The sequence below is a fragment of the Shinella oryzae genome (genome assembly GCF_023038235.1).
In the GTDB taxonomy this organism is placed as follows: Bacteria; Pseudomonadota; Alphaproteobacteria; order Rhizobiales; family Rhizobiaceae; genus Shinella; species Shinella sumterensis.
In genome coordinates this window covers 245,174-263,679 of sequence record NZ_CP081987.1, presented here as the reverse complement: position 1 = coordinate 263,679, position 18,506 = coordinate 245,174, and the positions used below count along the sequence as shown (strand labels likewise).

Annotated in this window: 16 protein-coding genes; 2 read left to right on the top strand and 14 right to left on the bottom strand. The window is 64.4% G+C overall.

The features are described from left to right. Positions 1–88 precede the first annotated feature (88 nt). The 11 genes from K6301_RS01300 to rimP all read right to left on the bottom strand — a co-directional run bounded on the left by K6301_RS01300 (position 89) and on the right by rimP (position 13,574). Entirely contained in the window at positions 89–1,105 is a 1,017-nt protein-coding gene (locus tag K6301_RS01300) for a class I SAM-dependent methyltransferase (RefSeq protein ID WP_247218784.1), read from the bottom strand. A 90-nt stretch (positions 1,106–1,195) separates the two neighbouring features. Further along, on the bottom strand, positions 1,196–3,337 hold the full coding sequence (gene pnp, locus K6301_RS01295) for a polyribonucleotide nucleotidyltransferase (RefSeq protein ID WP_247218783.1): 2,142 nt from the start codon (positions 3,335–3,337) through the stop codon (positions 1,196–1,198). 338 nt (positions 3,338–3,675) lie between these two features. Next, positions 3,676–3,945, bottom strand: a complete 270-nt coding sequence (gene rpsO, locus K6301_RS01290; RefSeq protein WP_134649621.1) for a 30S ribosomal protein S15 — start codon at positions 3,943–3,945, stop codon at positions 3,676–3,678. A gap of 140 nt (positions 3,946–4,085) precedes the next feature. Beyond that, positions 4,086–4,403 carry an SH3 domain-containing protein gene (locus tag K6301_RS01285; protein ID WP_247218782.1) on the bottom strand — a complete coding sequence of 106 codons (318 nt, stop codon included), beginning with the start codon at positions 4,401–4,403 and terminating at the stop codon, positions 4,086–4,088. 37 nt (positions 4,404–4,440) lie between these two features. Continuing rightward, positions 4,441–6,093, bottom strand: coding sequence for a sensor histidine kinase (locus K6301_RS01280; protein ID WP_247218781.1), 1,653 nt, complete (start codon positions 6,091–6,093; stop codon positions 4,441–4,443). 217 nt (positions 6,094–6,310) lie between these two features. Then, positions 6,311–7,243 carry a tRNA pseudouridine(55) synthase TruB gene (truB, locus tag K6301_RS01275; RefSeq protein WP_247218780.1) on the bottom strand — a complete coding sequence of 311 codons (933 nt, stop codon included), beginning with the start codon at positions 7,241–7,243 and terminating at the stop codon, positions 6,311–6,313. 12 nt (positions 7,244–7,255) lie between these two features. Continuing rightward, positions 7,256–7,666, bottom strand: coding sequence for a 30S ribosome-binding factor RbfA (rbfA, locus tag K6301_RS01270; RefSeq protein ID WP_241600289.1), 411 nt, complete (start codon positions 7,664–7,666; stop codon positions 7,256–7,258). Positions 7,667–7,738: 72 nt separating this feature from the next. Then, positions 7,739–10,405 (bottom strand): translation initiation factor IF-2, encoded by a 2,667-nt coding sequence (infB, locus tag K6301_RS01265; protein WP_247218779.1) that lies wholly within the window; start codon positions 10,403–10,405, stop codon positions 7,739–7,741. Positions 10,406–10,509: 104 nt separating this feature from the next. Beyond that, positions 10,510–11,166 (bottom strand): RNA-binding protein, encoded by a 657-nt coding sequence (locus K6301_RS01260; protein ID WP_247218778.1) that lies wholly within the window; start codon positions 11,164–11,166, stop codon positions 10,510–10,512. Positions 11,167–11,240: 74 nt separating this feature from the next. After that, positions 11,241–12,842, bottom strand: a complete 1,602-nt coding sequence (gene nusA, locus K6301_RS01255; protein ID WP_247218776.1) for a transcription termination factor NusA — start codon at positions 12,840–12,842, stop codon at positions 11,241–11,243. A 114-nt stretch (positions 12,843–12,956) separates the two neighbouring features. Beyond that, a complete protein-coding gene (gene rimP / locus K6301_RS01250; protein WP_241600280.1) occupies positions 12,957–13,574 on the bottom strand; it encodes a ribosome maturation factor RimP in 618 nt (205 codons plus the stop codon). A gap of 245 nt (positions 13,575–13,819) precedes the next feature. Here rimP and K6301_RS01245 point away from each other — a divergent pair, with 245 nt between their 5' ends. Further along, entirely contained in the window at positions 13,820–15,448 is a 1,629-nt protein-coding gene (locus K6301_RS01245) for an MFS transporter (RefSeq protein WP_247218775.1), read from the top strand. Between the two features lie 60 nt (positions 15,449–15,508). Here K6301_RS01245 and K6301_RS01240 read toward each other — a convergent pair whose 3' ends face one another. Together K6301_RS01240 and recR are read right to left on the bottom strand one after the other, a co-directional pair. Beyond that, entirely contained in the window at positions 15,509–16,723 is a 1,215-nt protein-coding gene (locus K6301_RS01240; protein ID WP_425475381.1) for a lytic murein transglycosylase, read from the bottom strand. A 177-nt stretch (positions 16,724–16,900) separates the two neighbouring features. Next, a complete protein-coding gene (gene recR / locus K6301_RS01235) occupies positions 16,901–17,506 on the bottom strand; it encodes a recombination mediator RecR (protein ID WP_134649611.1) in 606 nt (201 codons plus the stop codon). Positions 17,507–17,561: 55 nt separating this feature from the next. Here recR and K6301_RS01230 point away from each other — a divergent pair, with 55 nt between their 5' ends. Further along, a complete protein-coding gene (locus tag K6301_RS01230; RefSeq protein ID WP_247220444.1) occupies positions 17,562–18,173 on the top strand; it encodes an MOSC domain-containing protein in 612 nt (203 codons plus the stop codon). A 7-nt stretch (positions 18,174–18,180) separates the two neighbouring features. Here the strand turns inward: K6301_RS01230 and K6301_RS01225 are convergent, their stop codons facing one another. Next, complete coding sequence (locus tag K6301_RS01225; protein ID WP_134649610.1) at positions 18,181–18,504, bottom strand: YbaB/EbfC family nucleoid-associated protein; 324 nt, start codon at positions 18,502–18,504, stop codon at positions 18,181–18,183. Positions 18,505–18,506: the final 2 nt, after the last annotated feature.

The window sequence follows — 18,506 nt, the reverse complement described above, 5'->3', positions numbered from 1 at the left end:
TCCATCATGGTGGACCTGTTTCAGGAAAATGGCAATCGACTGCGGCAATCGGCGTCAGCAGCAACTGACGCCAGTCAATCCCTGGACCTCAACGACGGCCGAAGAGGACCTTGAAGCGGGCGTTGCGGCAGACTTCGCCGCTTTCCTTGAAGGCTTCCTTCAGCACCGGCTCGTAGGGCAGGCCGCGATTGGCGACCATCAGCAGGCGGCCGCCGATTTTCAAGGACTTTGCCGCCATGCGGATCATGCCGGCGCCGAGTGAGTGATCGGCGGCATGGCCTTCGTGGAAGGGCGGGTTCATGACGATGAGGTCGTAGTGATCGCGCGGGGTTTCGGCCGTCAGGTCGAACCAGTAGAAGCGCGAGGGAACGTTCGGGCAGTTCTCCGCCATGTTCTCCTTCGCCGCTTCCAGCGCCTCGTAATGCGCCTCGAACAGGTCGACGCCCTTCGCCTGCGGCGCGCGATCGGCGAGCATGACGGAAAGGTAGCCCCAGCCCGCGCCGAAATCGGCGGCGTGGCCGTTGAAATCTTCGGGGATGCGGCTGGCAAGCAGCTCGGAGCCATCGTCGATGCGGTCGTGGGAGAACATGCCCGGTGCCGCCGTAAAGCGGCCGTCGACGCGCACCGGCTTGGCCGCCAGCTTGGCAATGGCCTCTGCCGGATCTTCCGGACGGGCAAACCAGATGGCGAGGCCATGATATTTCGGCATGGAATCGCCGGTCAGGCCGAGCTGGTCGAGGCGCTTGCGCATCGACTGCACGCCGTCTTCCTTGCTGCCCGCAACGACGATCAGGCCGCCGGTGCGAACGCGCCGCAGGGCTTCTGCAATGCGGTTCTCGTTTTCACCCTTGTGCTTGTTCATCAGGATGAGCGCGCCGTCGAAGTCCTCGCCCTCGATGAGCGGGGTCACCGACTGGCGCACGGCTTCCAGGCCACGATAGAGCGAGCGCAGCGGCTGGACGGCCTCCAGCGACGCGGCAAAACCTTCCGGCGGGCGCTGGCCGGCTTCCGCGCCGAGGAAGATATAACGTTCGCCCTCGCCGGGCATGCCGAGCGTGCCGGAGGCAAAGGGGTGGAACAGGGTCTTCAGGGCATCGCGGGTCATGGTCGGCTCACAGCGTGGGGTTTCGAACGTTCAAAAGAAAGGGCGCGGAACGTGCCGCTCCGCGCCCCTTCCAAAAGGTAGAGGGTCCGATTACTCGGCGGCTTCGCCGTCGGCCTTCTTCTCGGCAACGATTTCCTTGCCGGTTGCCTGGTCGACGACCTTCATGGAGAGGCGAACCTTGCCGCGCTCGTCGAAGCCCATCAGCTTGACCCAGACCTTGTCGCCTTCTTTGACGACGTCGGAGGTCTTGGCAACGCGCTCGGACGCGAGCTGCGAGATGTGCACGAGGCCATCGCGCGGGCCGAAGAAGTTGACGAAGGCGCCGAAGTCGGCGGTCTTGACGACCGTGCCTTCGTAGATCATGCCGACTTCCGGTTCAGCCACGATCGAGTGGATCCACTTGCGGGCCGCCTCGATTTCCTTGCCGGAGGACGATGCGATCTTGATCGTGCCGTCGTCTTCGATGTTGATCTTGGCGCCGGTCTTTTCGACGATCTCGCGGATGACCTTGCCGCCCGTGCCGATGACTTCACGGATCTTGTCGACCGGGATGTTCATCACTTCGATGCGCGGTGCGAATTCGCCGAGCTGCGAGCGGCCTTCGGAGATGGCATTGGCCATTTCGCCGAGGATGTGCTTGCGGCCACCCTGTGCCTGGCTGAGCGCGACCTTCATGATCTCTTCGGTGATACCGGCGATCTTGATGTCCATCTGCAGCGAGGTGATGCCGTCGGCGGTGCCGGCGACCTTGAAGTCCATGTCGCCGAGGTGGTCTTCGTCGCCGAGGATGTCGGAGAGAACCGCAAAGCGGTCACCTTCGAGGATCAGGCCCATGGCGATACCGGCAACGGGCTTGGCCAGCGGAACGCCGGCGTCCATCAGGGCGAGCGAGGTGCCGCAGACCGTGGCCATCGAGGACGAGCCGTTCGACTCGGTGATCTCGGAAACGACGCGCAGCGTGTAGGGGAACTGCTCCGGCGTCGGCAGCATCGGGCGGATGGCGCGCCATGCCAGCTTGCCGTGGCCGATTTCGCGGCGGCCCGGGGAGCCCATGCGGCCCGTTTCACCGACCGAGTAGGGCGGGAAGTTGTAGTGCAGCAGGAAGCGTTCCTTGTACATGCCGGTCAGGCTGTCGACATACTGCTCGTCTTCGCCGGTGCCGAGCGTGGCAACGACCACGGCCTGGGTTTCACCGCGGGTGAAGAGAGCCGAGCCGTGCGTGCGCGGCAGGATACCGACTTCAGATACGATGGCGCGAACGGTGTCGAGGTCGCGGCCGTCGATGCGGCTCTTGGTGTCGAGGATGTTCCAGCGAACGATCTTCGCCTGCAGGTGCTTGAACACGGAGCCGATGACTTCGGCGGAGTACTTCGGCTCGACGCCCTCGGGCAGGAAGTGCGCCTTCACCTTGGCCTTCACGGCGTCGACGGCGGCGTAGCGGTCAGCCTTCTGGGTGATCTTGTAGGCGGCGCGCAGTTCGGTTTCCGCGATGCCGAGCATTTCGGCTTCGAGTTCGGAATAGTCTTCCGGCTGGAAGTCGCGCGGTTCCTTGGCAGCCACTTCGGCGAGCTTGATGATCGCGTCGATGACCGGCTGGAAGCCCTTGTGGCCGAACATGACGGCGCCGAGCATGACGTCTTCGTTCAGTTCCTTGGCTTCGGATTCCACCATCAGGACGGCGTCCTGGGTGCCGGCGACGACGAGGTCGAGAACCGATTCATCCATCTCGTCGAGATGCGGGTTCAGAACGTATTCGCCGTTGATGTAGCCGACGCGCGCTGCACCGACCGGGCCCATGAAGGGAACGCCGGAGATCGTGAGCGCTGCGGAAGCGGCAACCATCGACAGAACGTCGGGATCGTTTTCGAGGTCATGCTGGACGACGGTGACGACGACCTGCGTGTCGTTCTTGTAGCCTTCCGGGAAGAGCGGGCGGATCGGACGGTCGATCAGGCGGGAAACCAGCGTTTCCTTTTCCGACGGACGGCCTTCGCGCTTGAAGTAGCCACCCGGGATCTTGCCGGCGGCGTAGGTCTTTTCCTGGTAGTTCACGGTGAGCGGGAAGAAATCCTGGCCCGGCTTCGGCGCCTTGGCCGAGACGACGGTGGCGAGAACGACGGTCTCGCCGTAGGTCGCGAGAACCGCGCCGTCAGCCTGGCGGGCGATCTTGCCGGTTTCCAGCTTGAGCGGACGGCCCGCCCATTCGATTTCAACCGTATGGGTATCGAACATGTCTTGTCCTTCGTAAGGCGGATACGCGCACCGCCGCCCGAAAAGGCGCAGGTGGTCTATCCGCTTCATGACACATCATGGGCAAGACAACGGGAGGCTTCATGTTTGCGGGCCGCAATTCCGGACGGAAACCGTTCTGGAACCGCTTCCCAGGGAAGCATCCTGCAATCCTGCCCCATGACAGGTCATCGGTTGGTTCCGCAGGTCCGGCCCATCCGGCCTGCTGGATAATGCCATCTCGCGAGGCGGCCTCAACCGGCACTGGCGAAACGGTACGGCGGAATTGTCTTCCGCAAAAGAATGCGGCGGGCGCTCGTGAGAACGCCCGCCGAAATTGCTTAGCGGCGAATGCCCAGGGCAGCAATCAGCTTGCTGTAACGGGATTCGTCCTTCTTCTTGAGGTAATCAAGAAGCGAGCGGCGGCTGGACACCATCGTCAGAAGGCCACGACGGGAGTGGTTGTCCTTCTTGTGACCCTTGAAGTGTTCCGTCAGGTTGTTGATGCGCTCGGTCAGGATCGCAACCTGGACTTCCGGCGAACCGGTGTCGCCTTCGACAGTTGCGTATTCCTTGATCAGCGCAGCCTTGCGCTCAGCAGTGATCGACATCGTATGTCCTTTCATGAATGGAGAACCAGAAGTCGCCAAAAGCCGGGATGTCGTCCAGCGATGGCCGTGAGGCAAGGGGCAAAAGCCCGCATTGCTGGCGGTGCCTATAAACCATTCGCTTGTGAAAGGGAAGGCCCGTTCTACCGCTGTGGCACCGGCAGGCTGGGCGCGGCCTTCGCCGCATCGCTCGTCGCCGGGCAAACGACATAGGCTGCGAAGATCCATCCAAGCTGCCGGCCCTGTACCGAAACCAGCAGCCAGCGTTTCGTGCCGAGCTTGCGCTGGTCGAGGATGACGACGCCGGTGCCATTCTCAAGCGTCGTGAGAACAGGACCGTTCGGCGCGGCGCGCACGTTGAGCGGCGTGCCTGTGGGATCGTCGACCAGGCACTCCCCGGCAAGCGCCGGCGAGACGACGAAGAGGCTCGCAAGAGCCGCAGCACGCAGAAGAAATCTCATGGAATAGCCCCGAGCATGAGAAGGAGCCGCCGTTCTATCATGAATTGTGGCGTGCGTGATGGGCTTCTTCATCGCGCAACCGCGCAAGCGGGATCGTAACGCGCCATTCGATGCCGTCGTCATGCACGATGAAGTCGAGCTTGGCATCGAGCGCCATGCCGAGCATGCGCTCCAGGACGACGCTGCCGAAGCCCTTGCGGCTGCCGGCGATCGCCTCCCTGTCGATCGACGCCTTGCTTTCGCGCCAGACAAGATTGAGATCCTCGCCCTTCGCCACCCAGCTCAGCGAGACGATGCCCCGTTCGTTTGCTAGTGCGCCATATTTCGTTGCGTTGGTCGAAAGCTCGTGCAGCGCCATGCCGAGCGTCTGCGAGGCCTGCGGATCGAGCAGAACGGCGGGGCCGGTAATGCGCACGCGGGCCGCATCGTCGGGCGTGAAGGGCTTCAACTGGTTCTTGGCAAGCTCCATCAGGTTGATGCCGTCGGATGCATTGGCGATCATCAGGTCGGTCGAGCGCGCCAGCCCCGCCACGCGCTTGCGGAAGGTTTCGGCGAAATCGGCGGCATTCTCGGCGCCGGCTGCCGACTGGTTCAGCATGGCCTGGATGACGGTGAGCTGGTTCTTGGAGCGGTGCGCCACCTCGCGCATGAGGAAGCGAACCTCGTTTTCGGATTTCACCCGCGCATCCGCCGCCTCTGCCAGCGCACGCGACACCGTCTCCAGTTCGGTGATGGCATAGGGTCGTGCGGCGACGCGCTCGCCATGCCCGAGCCTGCGGGCATCATGCGCAAGCAGCCGGACGTCCCGCGACAGGACACGCGCGATGCCGACCGCGCCGATGGCGGCCAGCAGAGCGAAAACCACGCCGCCGATCACCAGCCAGCGTATCGACGAGGCTGCCGGGGCCTGTACGTCGGAGGATTTTGCCCAGGCAATCATCCGCCAGCCCGCCAGCGACGAAAATTCGGTGACGACCTGATAATTGGTACCATCCTGCCGCATCGTGCTGACGCCGAGGCGCAGCGACGGCACCACGCGCAGGAAAAATTCCGTGCCTGTCTTCTGCTTACTGTCGGTCGACGCGATCACCCTGCCCGTGCTGTCAATGACCGCGGCATTCCAGCCAGGGGACAGGACATCCGGGTTGACCGCGCGCCGCAAGGCGTCGGCGTTCTTCGTCAGCGTCAGCAACACCTGCCGGCCATTCGAAAGCTGCATAGGCTGGTAGACGTTGAAAACCCATTGCTGTGCCGTCCTGCCAAAAAAGATATCCGAGACCATGCGCTCGCCGCGCGACAGCGCCAGGCCCGCAGACGTCGGATCGGATGCGGTATTGAGAGGCGTGCCATAGGGCACGCGCGTGTTGACGAGCTGGCGCATCGTCGGATCGATGACCAGAAAATGGATATCCGTGCCTTCGAGCGTCTTGCTGGCCTGCGCATGCAGCCCGGCAAAATCGCCCTGCACCAGACTTTCCGATGTGGAGAGAAAGTTCAGCGTCGAGAACATGCCGGAGATTTCACGCTCGACGGCGCGGTTCACGGCGCTCGTCGAGGTGCGCAGCAGCGATTCGAAAATCCGCTCCTGCGCCTCGTTGGTGCGCTTCAGAACCACCATGGAAAATAGGAAGGCAGGCACGATCAGGACAAGGATCATGCAGACGAGATAGAAGAGGACCGGATAGTGCATGCGCCGGCGTCCGACGCCAGGTTTTGCCTCCGCGTCTCCGGCAGAGACCGATCTGTCAGTCGGCGCAATCGTCAACGGCCAGCCCTTTTCACCCTTCCCTCAGGAGCGATCACGGCGGCGCACGCCGCCCACCCCGCCCCGGAGCGATCCTTGCAGGCCCATAAAGCCTGTTGCTTGTGGTGAAATCAAGTCGGGGGCGGTTGGTTCCGCCCCCATATCAACCTTGGAAGACCCGCTTGGGGCGGAACTCGCCGCCGCCGATTTCGCCGATCGCCACCAGCTTGCCGCGCGCCGTGGCATAGGCCTCATCCGCGGAAACCGGCGCATCGCGGCCGCGAAGGATGATGGGATTGCCCATGCGCAGCCGATGCGCCTGGTCATCGTTGATGATGATCTGCGGCAGGCTGGAGAGGGCCTCGCCCGTATCGATCAGGAAGGCATCCAGCGCCGCAAGGCGCTCGGCTTCGTCCTCGATCTTTTCCAGCGCCACCAGATCGGCGAGCGGCACCATGTCGTCCTCGCCGAAGGGCGCGACGAAGGTGCGGCGCAGCGCCGAGATATGACCGTAACAGCCGAGCTGGCGGCCGAAGTCTCGGGCGAGCGCGCGGACATAGGTCCCCTTGCCGCACTCTACTTGGAAGCGCGCGGTCTTCTCGTCCGACGCGAGCAGCGTCAGGCGGTGGATTTCCACCTCGCGGGACGGGATTTCCACCGTTTCGCCTTCGCGGGCGAGATCATAGGCACGCTCGCCATCGATCTTGATGGCCGAAAACTGCGGGGGGATCTGCTGGATGGTGCCGGTATAGCCGCCGAGGATCGCCTTGATCTCTTCGGCCGTCGGGCGCTTGTCGGAACTCTGCGTCACCTCGCCTTCCAGGTCGTCGGTCGTGCGCTCCTCGCCCCAGGTGACGGTGAACTCATAGATCTTGCGGCCGTCCATGACGTAGGGAACGGTCTTGGTCGCATCGCCCAGCGCGATCGGCAGCATCCCAGAGGCGAGCGGATCGAGCGTGCCGGCATGACCGGCCTTCTGGGCCTTGAGAAGCCACTTGACCTTGGCGACGGCTTCGGTCGAGCCGAAATCGAACGGCTTGTCGAGAATAAGCCAGCCGGAAACCGGCCGGCCCTTGGGTTTGCGGGGCTTGGACATCTTTATCCTGGGTTACTTGTCGTCGTCGCCGCTATCGGCGGAAAGGTCGCGCGCCACTTCGGGCGAGCGCAGGAGCTCATCGATCTTCTTGTAGTTGTCGAAGCTCGTATCGTCGCGGAAGCGGACGTCCGGCATGTATTTCATCTGGCGCAGTTGCGGACCGAGGCGGCCGCGGATGAACTTCGCATTGCGGTTGAGCGCCTCGATGACCGTGTCGTGATCCTTGACGCCCAGCGGCGTGACATAGGCCGTCGCATGCTTCAGGTCCGGCGACATGCGGACTTCCGAAATCGAGATCACCGTCTTTTCGAGAAGCGGATCACGCACTTCGCCGCGCTGGAGAACCTGGGTCAGGGCCGCGCGCACCTGCTCGCCGACGCGCAGCATGCGTTGCGACGGTGCGGAGGTAGTTGCTCTTGCCATGGTCGTTACCTTCAAAAAAATGCGAGCGCCGAAACGGTCCGGCGCTCGCACGATATTGGGATCGCCGGACGCTTACAGCGTGCGGGTGATGTGCTCCACGCGGAAGCACTCGATCGTGTCGCCCGCGCGGATGTCCTCGTAGTTCTCGAAGGCCATGCCGCATTCCTGGCCCATCGGCACTTCGGCGACTTCGTCCTTGAAGCGCTTGAGGGTCTTGAGCTTGCCTTCGTGGATGACGACGTTGTCGCGCACGAGGCGCACGCCAGCACCACGCTCGACCTTGCCTTCGATGACGCGGCAACCCGCGACCTTGCCGACCTTCGTGATGTTGAACACCTCGAGGATCTCGGCATTGCCGAGGAAGGTTTCGCGACGCTCCGGCGAGAGCAGGCCTGACATCGCCGCCTTCACGTCATCCACCAGATCGTAGATGATGTTGTAGTAGCGGATTTCGAGACCGGCGCGTTCGGCGGCCGTGCGTGCCTGGGCATTCGCACGGACGTTAAAGCCGATGATCGCGGCATTGGACGCTTCGGCGAGCGAAATGTCCGACTCGGTGATGGCGCCCGCACCCGAATGCACGATGCGTACGCGCACTTCGTCGGTGCCCAGCTTGTCGAGCGCGCCTGCAATGGCTTCGATCGAGCCCTGCACGTCGCCCTTGATGAGCAGCGGGAACTCCTTGAGGCCCGTGTTCTGCAACTGGCTCATCATCTGCTCGAGCGAACCGCGCGAACCGGCCTGACGTGCCACCTGCTTCTCGCGGGCGAGGCGCTGGCGGTATTCGGAGATTTCGCGGGCGCGGCTCTCATTCTCGACGACGGCGAACTTGTCACCGGCGGCCGGCGTGCCGGACAGGCCGAGGACCTCGACCGGCATGGACGGACCGGCTTCCTTGACGTGCTCGCCCTTGTCGTTGACCAGCGCACGCACGCGGCCCCACTGATCGCCTGCGACCAGGATCTGGCCGGGCTTCAGCGTACCGGTCTGAACCAGCACGGTTGCAACGGCACCGCGGCCGCGGTCCAGCTGGGCTTCGACGACGACGCCTTCTGCCGTGCGGTTTGGGTTCGCCTTGAGGTCGAGGATTTCGGCCTGCAGCAGGACGGCTTCGAGCAGCTTATCGAGGTTGAGGCGGTTCTTGGCCGACACTTCCACGTCGAGCGTTTCACCGCCCATGGATTCGACGAAGACCTCGTGCTGGAGGAGCTGGTTGCGCACCTTCTGCGGGTCGGCTTCGTGCTTGTCGATCTTGTTGATCGCCACGATGATCGGCACGCCGGCCGCCTTGGCGTGGTTGATGGACTCGATCGTCTGCGGCATCACGCTGTCGTCGGCAGCGACCACGAGGATCGCGATATCCGTCGCCTGCGCACCACGGGCACGCATGGCGGTGAACGCGGCGTGGCCGGGGGTGTCGATGAAGGTGATCTTGTGACCGTTGTGCTCGACCTGGTAGGCGCCGATATGCTGGGTGATGCCACCGGCTTCGCCGGCAACCGTATTGGCCTGGCGAATGGCATCGAGCAGCGAGGTCTTGCCGTGGTCGACGTGACCCATGATGGTCACGATCGGCGGGCGGCTTTGCAGATCGCCGGCATCGTCGGTGACGTTGAAGATGCCTTCTTCGACGTCGGATTCCGAAACGCGCTTGACGGTGTGGCCGAATTCGCCCGCGATGAGTTCAGCCAAGTCGGCGTCGATCAGATCGCCGGGCTTCATCATCTGCCCTTCCTTCATCAGGTACTTGATGACGTCGACGGCGCGTTCGGACATGCGCTGCGACAGTTCCTGAATGGTGATGGTTTCCGGCAGGATGACCTCGCGCATGACCTTCTCGCGGGTTTCCTGCATCTGGCTGCGCTTGAACTTCTCCTGGCGGCGACGCATCGCCGACAGCGAGCGGCCGCGCTGCGAGCCGTCCTCGTCCGTCGAGGCGGTGGTGAGCGTCAGCTTGCCCTGGCGGCGGCCGTCGTCGGACTTCGGACGGGCCGGTGCCTTGGCCGGCTCGGGACGCTTGATGGCGCCGCGGTTGGCGGGCACGCCGCCACGCGGACGCTTGTCGTCATCGTCGTCGGCATCGCGGCGACCACGGCCGGGAACGCCGGCCGGTGCGGCGACGGGCGTGCGGCCCGGCTGCGGACGCGTTTCGGCAGGCGCGGGCGCAGCAGCGCGTGCGACCGGCTGCGGTTCGACGGCTTCCGGTTCGGGCGCGGGTGCGGCGGCCTCGTTGGCGCGGCGCTCGGCCTCTTCCTTCTCACGCTGGATGCGGGCTTCTTCCTCAGCCTTGCGGCGGGCTTCTTCCTCGACCTTGCGGCGGGCCTCGTCCTCGGCGCGCTGGCGCGCTTCGGCGGCATCGCGGATCTGGGCTTCGGCAAGCGCGCGGCGGCGGGCCTCGACCTCATCGGGCGAAAGCTGGTTCAGCACGACGCCGACGCGCGGACGGCTCTGCTCGGCCGAACGGGAAGGCTGCTGCTGGACCGGCCGCGACTGCTGCGGCGCAGGACGCGTCTGCTGCGGTTCGGGCTGGCGCTGCACGGGCGTGACAGGCGCCGACGCCTGGCGGTCTTCGCCCGGGCGGCTGAAATGGCGCTTGGTGCGGGTCTCGACCACGACGGCCTTCGTGCGGCCACGACCCATGTCCTGGCGCACGGTTCCCTGCTGAACCCCCGAGGGCTTCAGGCTCAGGGTCTTCTTGCCAGCCACACTGATCGTCTTGTCGTCTTCGTTGTCGGTCATTCCGTTCCGTTCCTAAGATCAGGGCCGGATGCGTATCACCAGACCCCGTCGTTCAATTGTGTTCACCCAATGCGAATTCGGCCGGCCGAATGCCGGTAACCGCGTCATTGGTTCGTCTGGCCAGCGCCACCTTTTGTCATCATCAGGCTGTCGCCCCGATATTTCTCGAGCATGATTGCGCGCTTCACTACACCCTCACCCGCCTGCCCTGCAAGCGCTGCGGCATGGATAAACGCATTCTGGCCCAAAAGCCCCTCCAATTCACTCTCGGAAAAGAGCCTGAAGGAGGGAATTTCCGTTTCGTCATCGGTAAGGAAGCTTGCGGCCTTCCTCGCCTGGTCAATCTTTCGCACCCCGTCCGCCGCCGCATCCGTCGCGTGGAAGACGGCCAATGCCGCCAGAGCGCGAACCGCCTGATCGACCTTGGAGGAGCCTGTGATGAACTGGCCGGCCTTGCGCGCCATGTTCATCATGCCGCCGAGCTGGGCCGCGATCAGCCTGTCCACTTCGGCGCCGAGTTCCGGCGCGGCCTTCGCCTCCGCCTTCAACGCACGCCCGAAAAGCTTTCTGGCGACCGCCTTGTCGACGATCGCCCGTTCCGCCTTCACCCAGCATCCGCGTCCGGGAAGTTGACGCTTGAGATCCGGAACGACGCTGCCGTCCGGGCCCAGGACAAAGCGGATCAGATCATCCGTCTCGCCCTTTTCGCGCGTCACGATGCACATGCGGTCGTTCACGCCGTCCTCGTCTTTCCTGCCCATATAGGTTTCCGCTCTTGTCAACGCAAACCGCTATGCAAAATCAGCGGGCGGCATGCCAACCTGGAAGACGCCGATCAGGCGTCCTCTTCACCGCCCTCGACGACTTCCTCTTCCTCAGCGGCGAGATCCTCCTGCGTGATCCAGCCGGCCGCCAGACGGGCCTGAACGATCATCGCCTCGGCCTCGGCGCGGGAAACCTCGAACTTCGAGAACAGACCCTCGAACTTCTTCGTCTCGCCATCCTTGCGCTCGGTCCAGCCGACGAGGTCGTCTGCGGCGCAACCTGCGAAGTCTTCCATCGTCTTGATGCCGTCTTCGCCCAGCGCAACGAGCATCTGGCTCGTCATGCCGTCGATCTGGCGCAGGTCGTCGGAAACGCCGAGCTCCTTGCGCTTGGCATCCATCTCGGCCTCGAGGCGGTCGAGATGCTCGCGGGCGCGGGTCTGGAGTTCCTGGGCCGTGTCTTCGTCGAAACCGTCGATCGAGGCGATTTCGTCGAGATCGACGTAGGCGAGTTCCTCGACGGCGGCGAAGCCTTCGGAGGCCAGAACCTGACCGACCATCTCATCCACGTCGAGCGCTTCCATGAAGAGGTTGGTGCGCTCGTTGAATTCCTTTTGGCGACGCTCGGACTCTTCGGCTTCCGTCAGGATATCGATGTCCCAGCCGGTTAGCTGCGAGGCAAGGCGGACATTCTGGCCGCGGCGGCCGATGGCCAGCGACAGCTGCTCGTCGGGAACGACGACTTCGATGCGCTCGGCATCCTCGTCGAGAACGACCTTGGCGACTTCGGCCGGCTGAAGGGCGTTGACGATGAAGGAAGCCGGATCCTGGCTCCACGGGATGATGTCGATCTTCTCGCCCTGCAGCTCGCCGACGACGGCCTGGACGCGCGAACCGCGCATACCCACGCAGGCGCCGACCGGATCGATCGACGAGTCGTTCGAGATGACGGCGATCTTGGCGCGCGAACCCGGGTCGCGGGCAACCGACTTGATCTGGATGATGCCGTCGTAGATCTCGGGCACTTCCATGGTGAAGAGCTTCACCATGAACTGCGGATGGGTCCGCGACAGGAAGATCTGCGGGCCACGCTGCTCGCGGCGCACGTCGTAGACGAAAGCGCGGACGCGGTCGCCGTAGCGCATGTTCTCGCGTGGGATCATCTCGTCGCGGCGGATGATGCCTTCGCCACGGCCGAGATCGACGATGACGTTGCCGTATTCGACGCGCTTGACCGTGCCGTTGACGATCTCGCCGATGCGGTCCTTGTATTCGTCATACTGGCGGTCGCGCTCGGCTTCGCGCACCTTCTGCACGATGACCTGCTTGGCCGACTGGGCGGCGATGCGGCCGAAGTCCATCGGCGGCAGCGGGTCGGCGATGAAGTCGCCGAGCTTGGCGTCGGGGTTGCGGTCGCGTGCCAGTTCCAGCGGGATCTGGGTCGAATAGTCCTCGGCGTGCTCGACGACCTCAAGCAGACGCTGGAGGCGGATTTCGCCGGTCTTGGAATTGATGTCGGCGCGGATGTTCGATTCCGTACCGTAACGCGAGCGGGCTGCCTTCTGGATGGCGTCGGCCATCGCGGCAAGCACGATCTCGCGGTCGATGACCTTTTCACGGGCCACGGCATCCGCGATCTGCAGAAGCTCAAGCCGGTTCGCACTGACTGCCATTGTCTCAGGTCTCCATGGTCGGGCCGGGGCCTGTGCCTCCGACCTATCTGAAGCGGAACACCGCTCCGGTTGCGTCCTCTCCGCCCCGCCACTCGGCCGGAGCGCACTCACACATTATTCTTCGTCGCCGCCGTCTTCGTCGTTCTGGTTGGCGGCCTGCGCGGCCTTGGCCTTCTTGTCGGCGGCCAGCGCATCGCGGATCAGTTCGTCGGTCAGGATCAGCCGGCCTTCGGCAAGCGCCGTGAAGGGAATGACGACCGTCGGCGCATCGCCGGCGGCGGGCTGGTCCCGGTCGAGCGTGAAGCCGTCCTCGTCAGCGGCGACGATCGTGCCGCGGAAGCGCTTGCGGCCATCGACCAGGATCGACGTCTCGCATTTCAGAAGGTGCCCGGTCCAGCGCTTGAAATCCGACTTGCGGACCATCGGCCGGTCGATACCGGGAGACGACACCTCGAGATGATACGCCTTATCGATCGGGTCCTCAACATCGAGAACCGGCGAGACCGCCATCGAGACCTGCTCGCAGTCCTCGACGGTCATGGTGCCGTCCGGCCGCTCGCACATGATCTGCAAGGTGGCGCCGTTCTGCGCCGACAGGCGCACGCGCACCAGCTGGTACCCGATCTGCTCGATGGTCGGCTCGATGATCTCAGCAACGCGGCGGTCGAGGCCGGTTTCGACGATCAGCCGCGGCTCGATGGCCACATTTTCCGTCTGGGTCGTGTCGGACATGGCGTGCCCTCCCGGGATGGTCGTTATCATGCGCCTGATCGAGGCAATAAAAAAGAGCGGGTCCTCGCGGGCCCACTCTTCATCTGACGATCAAGAATTTGAGGCTGATATAGACCGGGTTCGTCACAAATGCAAGGTCGGCGACGGCGGACCCTGTGGGCGAGCTATTTCCAGCCATCGACTTGCCGCTTTCGTCGCATGGACTAGATTGCTAGCCAACGCTGCTTCGAGAATGAGTACCCATCGTGCCGGACCGGAAATCCCCCCTCGCCCCTTTCCGAAATGAGACGTTTCGCGTGATCTGGGCAGCGAGCCTGATTTCGAACTTCGGCGGGCTCATCCAGTCGGTCGGCGCGGCCTGGATGATGGCCTCGATATCCTCCTCCGCCAACATGGTCGCGCTGGTGCAGGCCTCCACCTCGCTGCCGATCATGCTGTTTTCCGTCGCCGCCGGCGCGCTTGCTGACAATTTCGACCGGCGCAAGCTGATGCTGACGGCGCAGGCATTCATGTTTGTCGTCTCCGTCCTGCTGACGGTCTTCGCCTGGCAGGGACTGATCACGCCCTGGCTGCTCTTGACCTTCACCTTCCTCATCGGCTGCGGCACGGCGCTGAACAACCCGGCCTGGCAGGCATCCGTCGGCGACATGGTGCCGCGAGAGGACCTGCCGGCCGCCGTATCGCTCAACAGCATGGGCTTCAATCTCACCCGCAGCGTCGGTCCCGCCATCGGCGGTGCCATCGTCGCCGCGGCCGGTGCGGCGGCGGCCTTTGCCGTGAATGCCTGCAGCTATTTCGCCCTTCTCTTCGCGCTGTTCCGATGGAAGCCGCCCGTCTCGCCCCGCACCCTGCCGCGCGAGGATTTCGGCCGCGCGGTGTCTGCGGGCCTGCGCTATGTCTCGATGTCGCCGAATATCGGCAAGGTGCTGCTGCGCGGCTTCGCCTTCGGTCTTTCCACCAGCTCCATCCTGTCGCTCCTGCCGCTGATCGCCCGCGACCTCGTCAAGGGCGGGCCGCTGACCTTCGGCATCCTGCTCGGCTGTTTCGGGCTTGGCGCCATCGCGGGTGCTCTCATGAACGCGCGGCTGCGCGAACGCTTTGCCAGCGAAACCATCGCCCGCATGGCCTTTGCGGGCTTTGCGATCAGCGCATCCGTCTGTGCCGTCAGCGGCTCCGCACTGCTCACCGGCGCCGTCCTCTTGCTGTCAGGCGCGTCCTGGGTCATGGCGCTTTCGCTCTTCAACACCACGGTCCAGCTTTCGACGCCGCGCTGGGTGGTTGCCCGCGCACTTTCGCTCTACCAGACCATGACCTTTGGCGGCATCGCGGCCGGCAGCTGGATCTGGGGCACGACCGCCGACACCCATGGCGCGGAAGCGGCCCTGCTCGCCTCGGCCGTGGCGATGATTGCCGGCGCGGCGATCGGCCTGCGCTTCACGCTGCCCGAACTGCAAAGCCTCAATGTCGATCCGCTCAACCGCTTCAGCGAGCCGGACCTGCCGCTCGACCTGAAACCCCGCAGCGGCCCCATCGTCATCCTGATCGACTACGAGATCGCCGAGGAAGACATTCCGCAGTTCCTGGAAACGATGACCGAGCGGCGGCGCATCCGCATCCGCGACGGCGCGGGGCAATGGGCGCTGATGCGCGACCTCGAGAACCCGACGATCTGGACGGAGACCTACCACGTTCCGACCTGGGTGGAATATGTGCGCCACAACCAGCGCCGCACCCATGCCGATGCCGCCAATGGCGAGCGGTTACGCCAGCTGCATCGCGGCGCGGAAGACCCGCGCGTCCACCGCATGATCGAGCGCCAGACGATCATTCCGCACGAATACGAGCGCTTCAAGCAGAATGTCGAGATGCATTGAGGCTGGAGGGTCTTGTCGCATATCCGCCGCCGAAGCGATTTCGCTTCGGCTGGAAAGGCTCTAGCGCAGCTTCGTCTTCAGCGAGGCGTCGGGATAGCAGGTCGGCTTGAGGCCGTTTTTCGCCTGCCAGTCGCCCAGCGAGCGGCGCGTCTTGTAGCCGGGAAGGCCATCCACCTTGCCGACGTCGTAGCCCTTGGCGACCAGCGCCTTCTGCATGGCCAGCACATCCGAGCGCAGCATCTTGCCGACATCGCCCCATTGGCCCTGGAACGAACCGCTGCCATAGGCGATGCGGTCGGCAAGGTTGCCGATGAAGAGCGCGTAGAGGTCGGAGTTGTTGTATTCCTTGAGCACGTAGAAATTCGGCGTGACGATGAATTCCGGGCCATGCGTGCCGGCCGGCACGAGCATCATGCCCGATGCCTTGCTTTCGCCGGAGGGAAAGCCCTTGCCGGAAATGCGCGTGATGCCGGTCGCCGCCCATGCCGAGATCGGCTTGGCAAGATCGGGGCCCTCCTGCGCGCAGCTCGCGCCCGCCGGGATCGAGACCTCGTAGCCCCAGCCGCGTCCCGCCTGCCAGCCCTTCTTCGCCAGATAGTTGGCGATGGAGGCGAGGCTGTCCGGCACCGAGCCCCAGATGTCGCGCACGCCGTCGCCATCGAAATCGACGGCATATTGCAGGTAGCTGGTGGGCATGAACTGCGGCTGGCCGAGCGCGCCCGCCCAGGAGCCCTTCAGTTGCGCGACCGTGCGGTCCCCGCCGTCGACGATGTGAAGTGCTGCGATCAGCTCCTTGCGGAACATGTCCTTGCGCGTCGACATGAAGGCCTTGGTGGCGAGGACATCGACAGCCGAATAGGGGATCTTGGCGCTGCCGAAGCCGGATTCGCGGCCCCAAACCGCAACGACGATCTCGCCCGGCACGCCGAAACGCTGCTCGATCCTGCGCAATGTCGCCGCATGGGTCTTCGCCAGCCCGCGCCCCGTCGCCGCAAGCCCTTGCAGCCGCTTTTCGGAAAAATAGGCGCCGGGCGAGGAGAACTCCGCCTGACTCTGCGCCTGATCCTTGGTGGGTTTCGAGCCCGGCGGCACGAGATCGGGCAGGTCCCAGTTGAGGGTCACGCCCTCCATGGCTGCACGGAAGGTCTTTTCGCTGACGCCGGTTTTCTGCGCGGCCGGCCACAGGTCCTTGTCGACCCAGGCGCGGAACATCCGCTCGACCTCCGCCTTGGAGGCGGCATGGGCGGGGAAGGCGATGAGGGCCATGGCCATCATCAGCGCAAGGCGAGCAACAATACCCCCCTCTGGCCTGCCGGCCATCTCCCCCACAAGGGGGGAGATCGACTTGGAGCGAGGCCGTGCCACAATGCAATCTCCCCCCTTGTGGGGGAGATGCCCGGCAGGGCAGAGGGGGGTGAGCCGCGATAGCCAACGAAGCATCATTAATTCCCTTCAGATCGCCGTGCGGGCGCGAAGCGCCGCCGTCAATGTGCCTTCGTCGAGATAGTCGAGCTCGCCGCCAACGGGCACGCCATGGGCAAGCCGCGTGATCTTGACCTCCAGGCCGGCGAGCTGGTCGGTGATGTAGTGGGCTGTGGTCTGCCCCTCGACCGTGGCGTTGACGGCGATGATCAGTTCGCGCACGCCGCCCTTCGCCACCCGGTCGACAAGGCCGCGGATGTTGAGGTCGTCCGGGCCGACGCCGTCGAGCGGCGACAGCGTGCCGCCGAGCACATGATAGGCCGCGTTCATCGCGCCGGCGCGCTCCAGCGCCCAGAGGTCGGAAACGTCCTCGACCACGATGATCATGCCATGATCCCGGCGCACATCCGTGCAGACGGTGCAGGGATCGCTGGTATCGACATTGCCGCAGCACGAGCAGATGCGCACCTTGCGATGCGCCTCGCCCATCGCCTCGGCGAGCGGCCCGAGAAGCTGGTCCTTCTTCTTGACGAGATGCAACGCCGCCCGGCGCGCCGAGCGCGGCCCGAGGCCCGGCACCTTCGCCAGAAGCTGGATGAGTTTTTCGATTTCGGGACCGGTGACTCGTTTTGCCATTGGCGCTATCTAGCCCATATCACGGGGAAACGGAATCTTTGGAGATCGACGCTTGATCAAAATCCTCGCGGTATGCACGGGCGTCGCCCGTCCTGTTCCCGGCAAAAGCTACAAGACCGGCATTTTCAAGACGCCGACCGACGCGGCCATCGTCGTCGACCGCGAAGGCCTGCTCGGCGATGCGATCTGCAACCGCAAGCATCACGGCGGCCCGGAACAGGCGGTCTACGGCCTGGGTTCGGTCGACCTCGACTGGTGGTCGAAGGAACTTGGCCGCTCAATCGAGCCCGGCACCTTCGGCGAAAACATCGTGATCGAAGGCATCGACAGCCGCAGCATCAGCGTCGGCGATCGCTTCGAGACGGAAAGCATGCTGCTGGAAGTGACCTCGACGCGCACGCCCTGCGCGACATTCAATGCCCGCATGGGCGATCCCGGCTTTGCACGGCGCTTCATGAGCGCGGGACGCCCCGGCTTCTATTGCCGGGTGCTGCGGGACGGCGTGCTGCAGGCCGGAGACCCGGTGACCTACACACCCTTCGACGGCGAGCCCGTCACCATGCCGGAATTGCTGCGCACCTATGGGCGCAACCTCTCCGAGGAAGACCGGCTGCGCTATCTGGCGGCGCCGATCAGCGACAAGCTTCGCGCCGCGTTGACCGGCTGAGGCGTGATCAGAACGGCAGCTTGAAGCCGGGCGGGATCGGCAGGCCTGCGGTCAGCGCCTTGGTGCGCTCGGCAGTTTCGGCCTCGGCCTTGTCCTTGGCATCCTTGTGGGCGGCCACGATCAGGTCTTCCAGGATTTCGACGTCGTCTTCCTTGAATAGGGAAGGGTCGATCTTCAGCGCCTTGAGGTTGCCCTTGCCGTCGAGCGTGACCGAGACGAGGCCGCCGCCGGAGGTGCCGTTCACCTCGAGGGCGGCGATCTCCTCCTGCATCTTCTCCATCTTGGCCTGCATTTCCTTGACCTTGCCCATCATGCCCATGATGTCGCGCATCG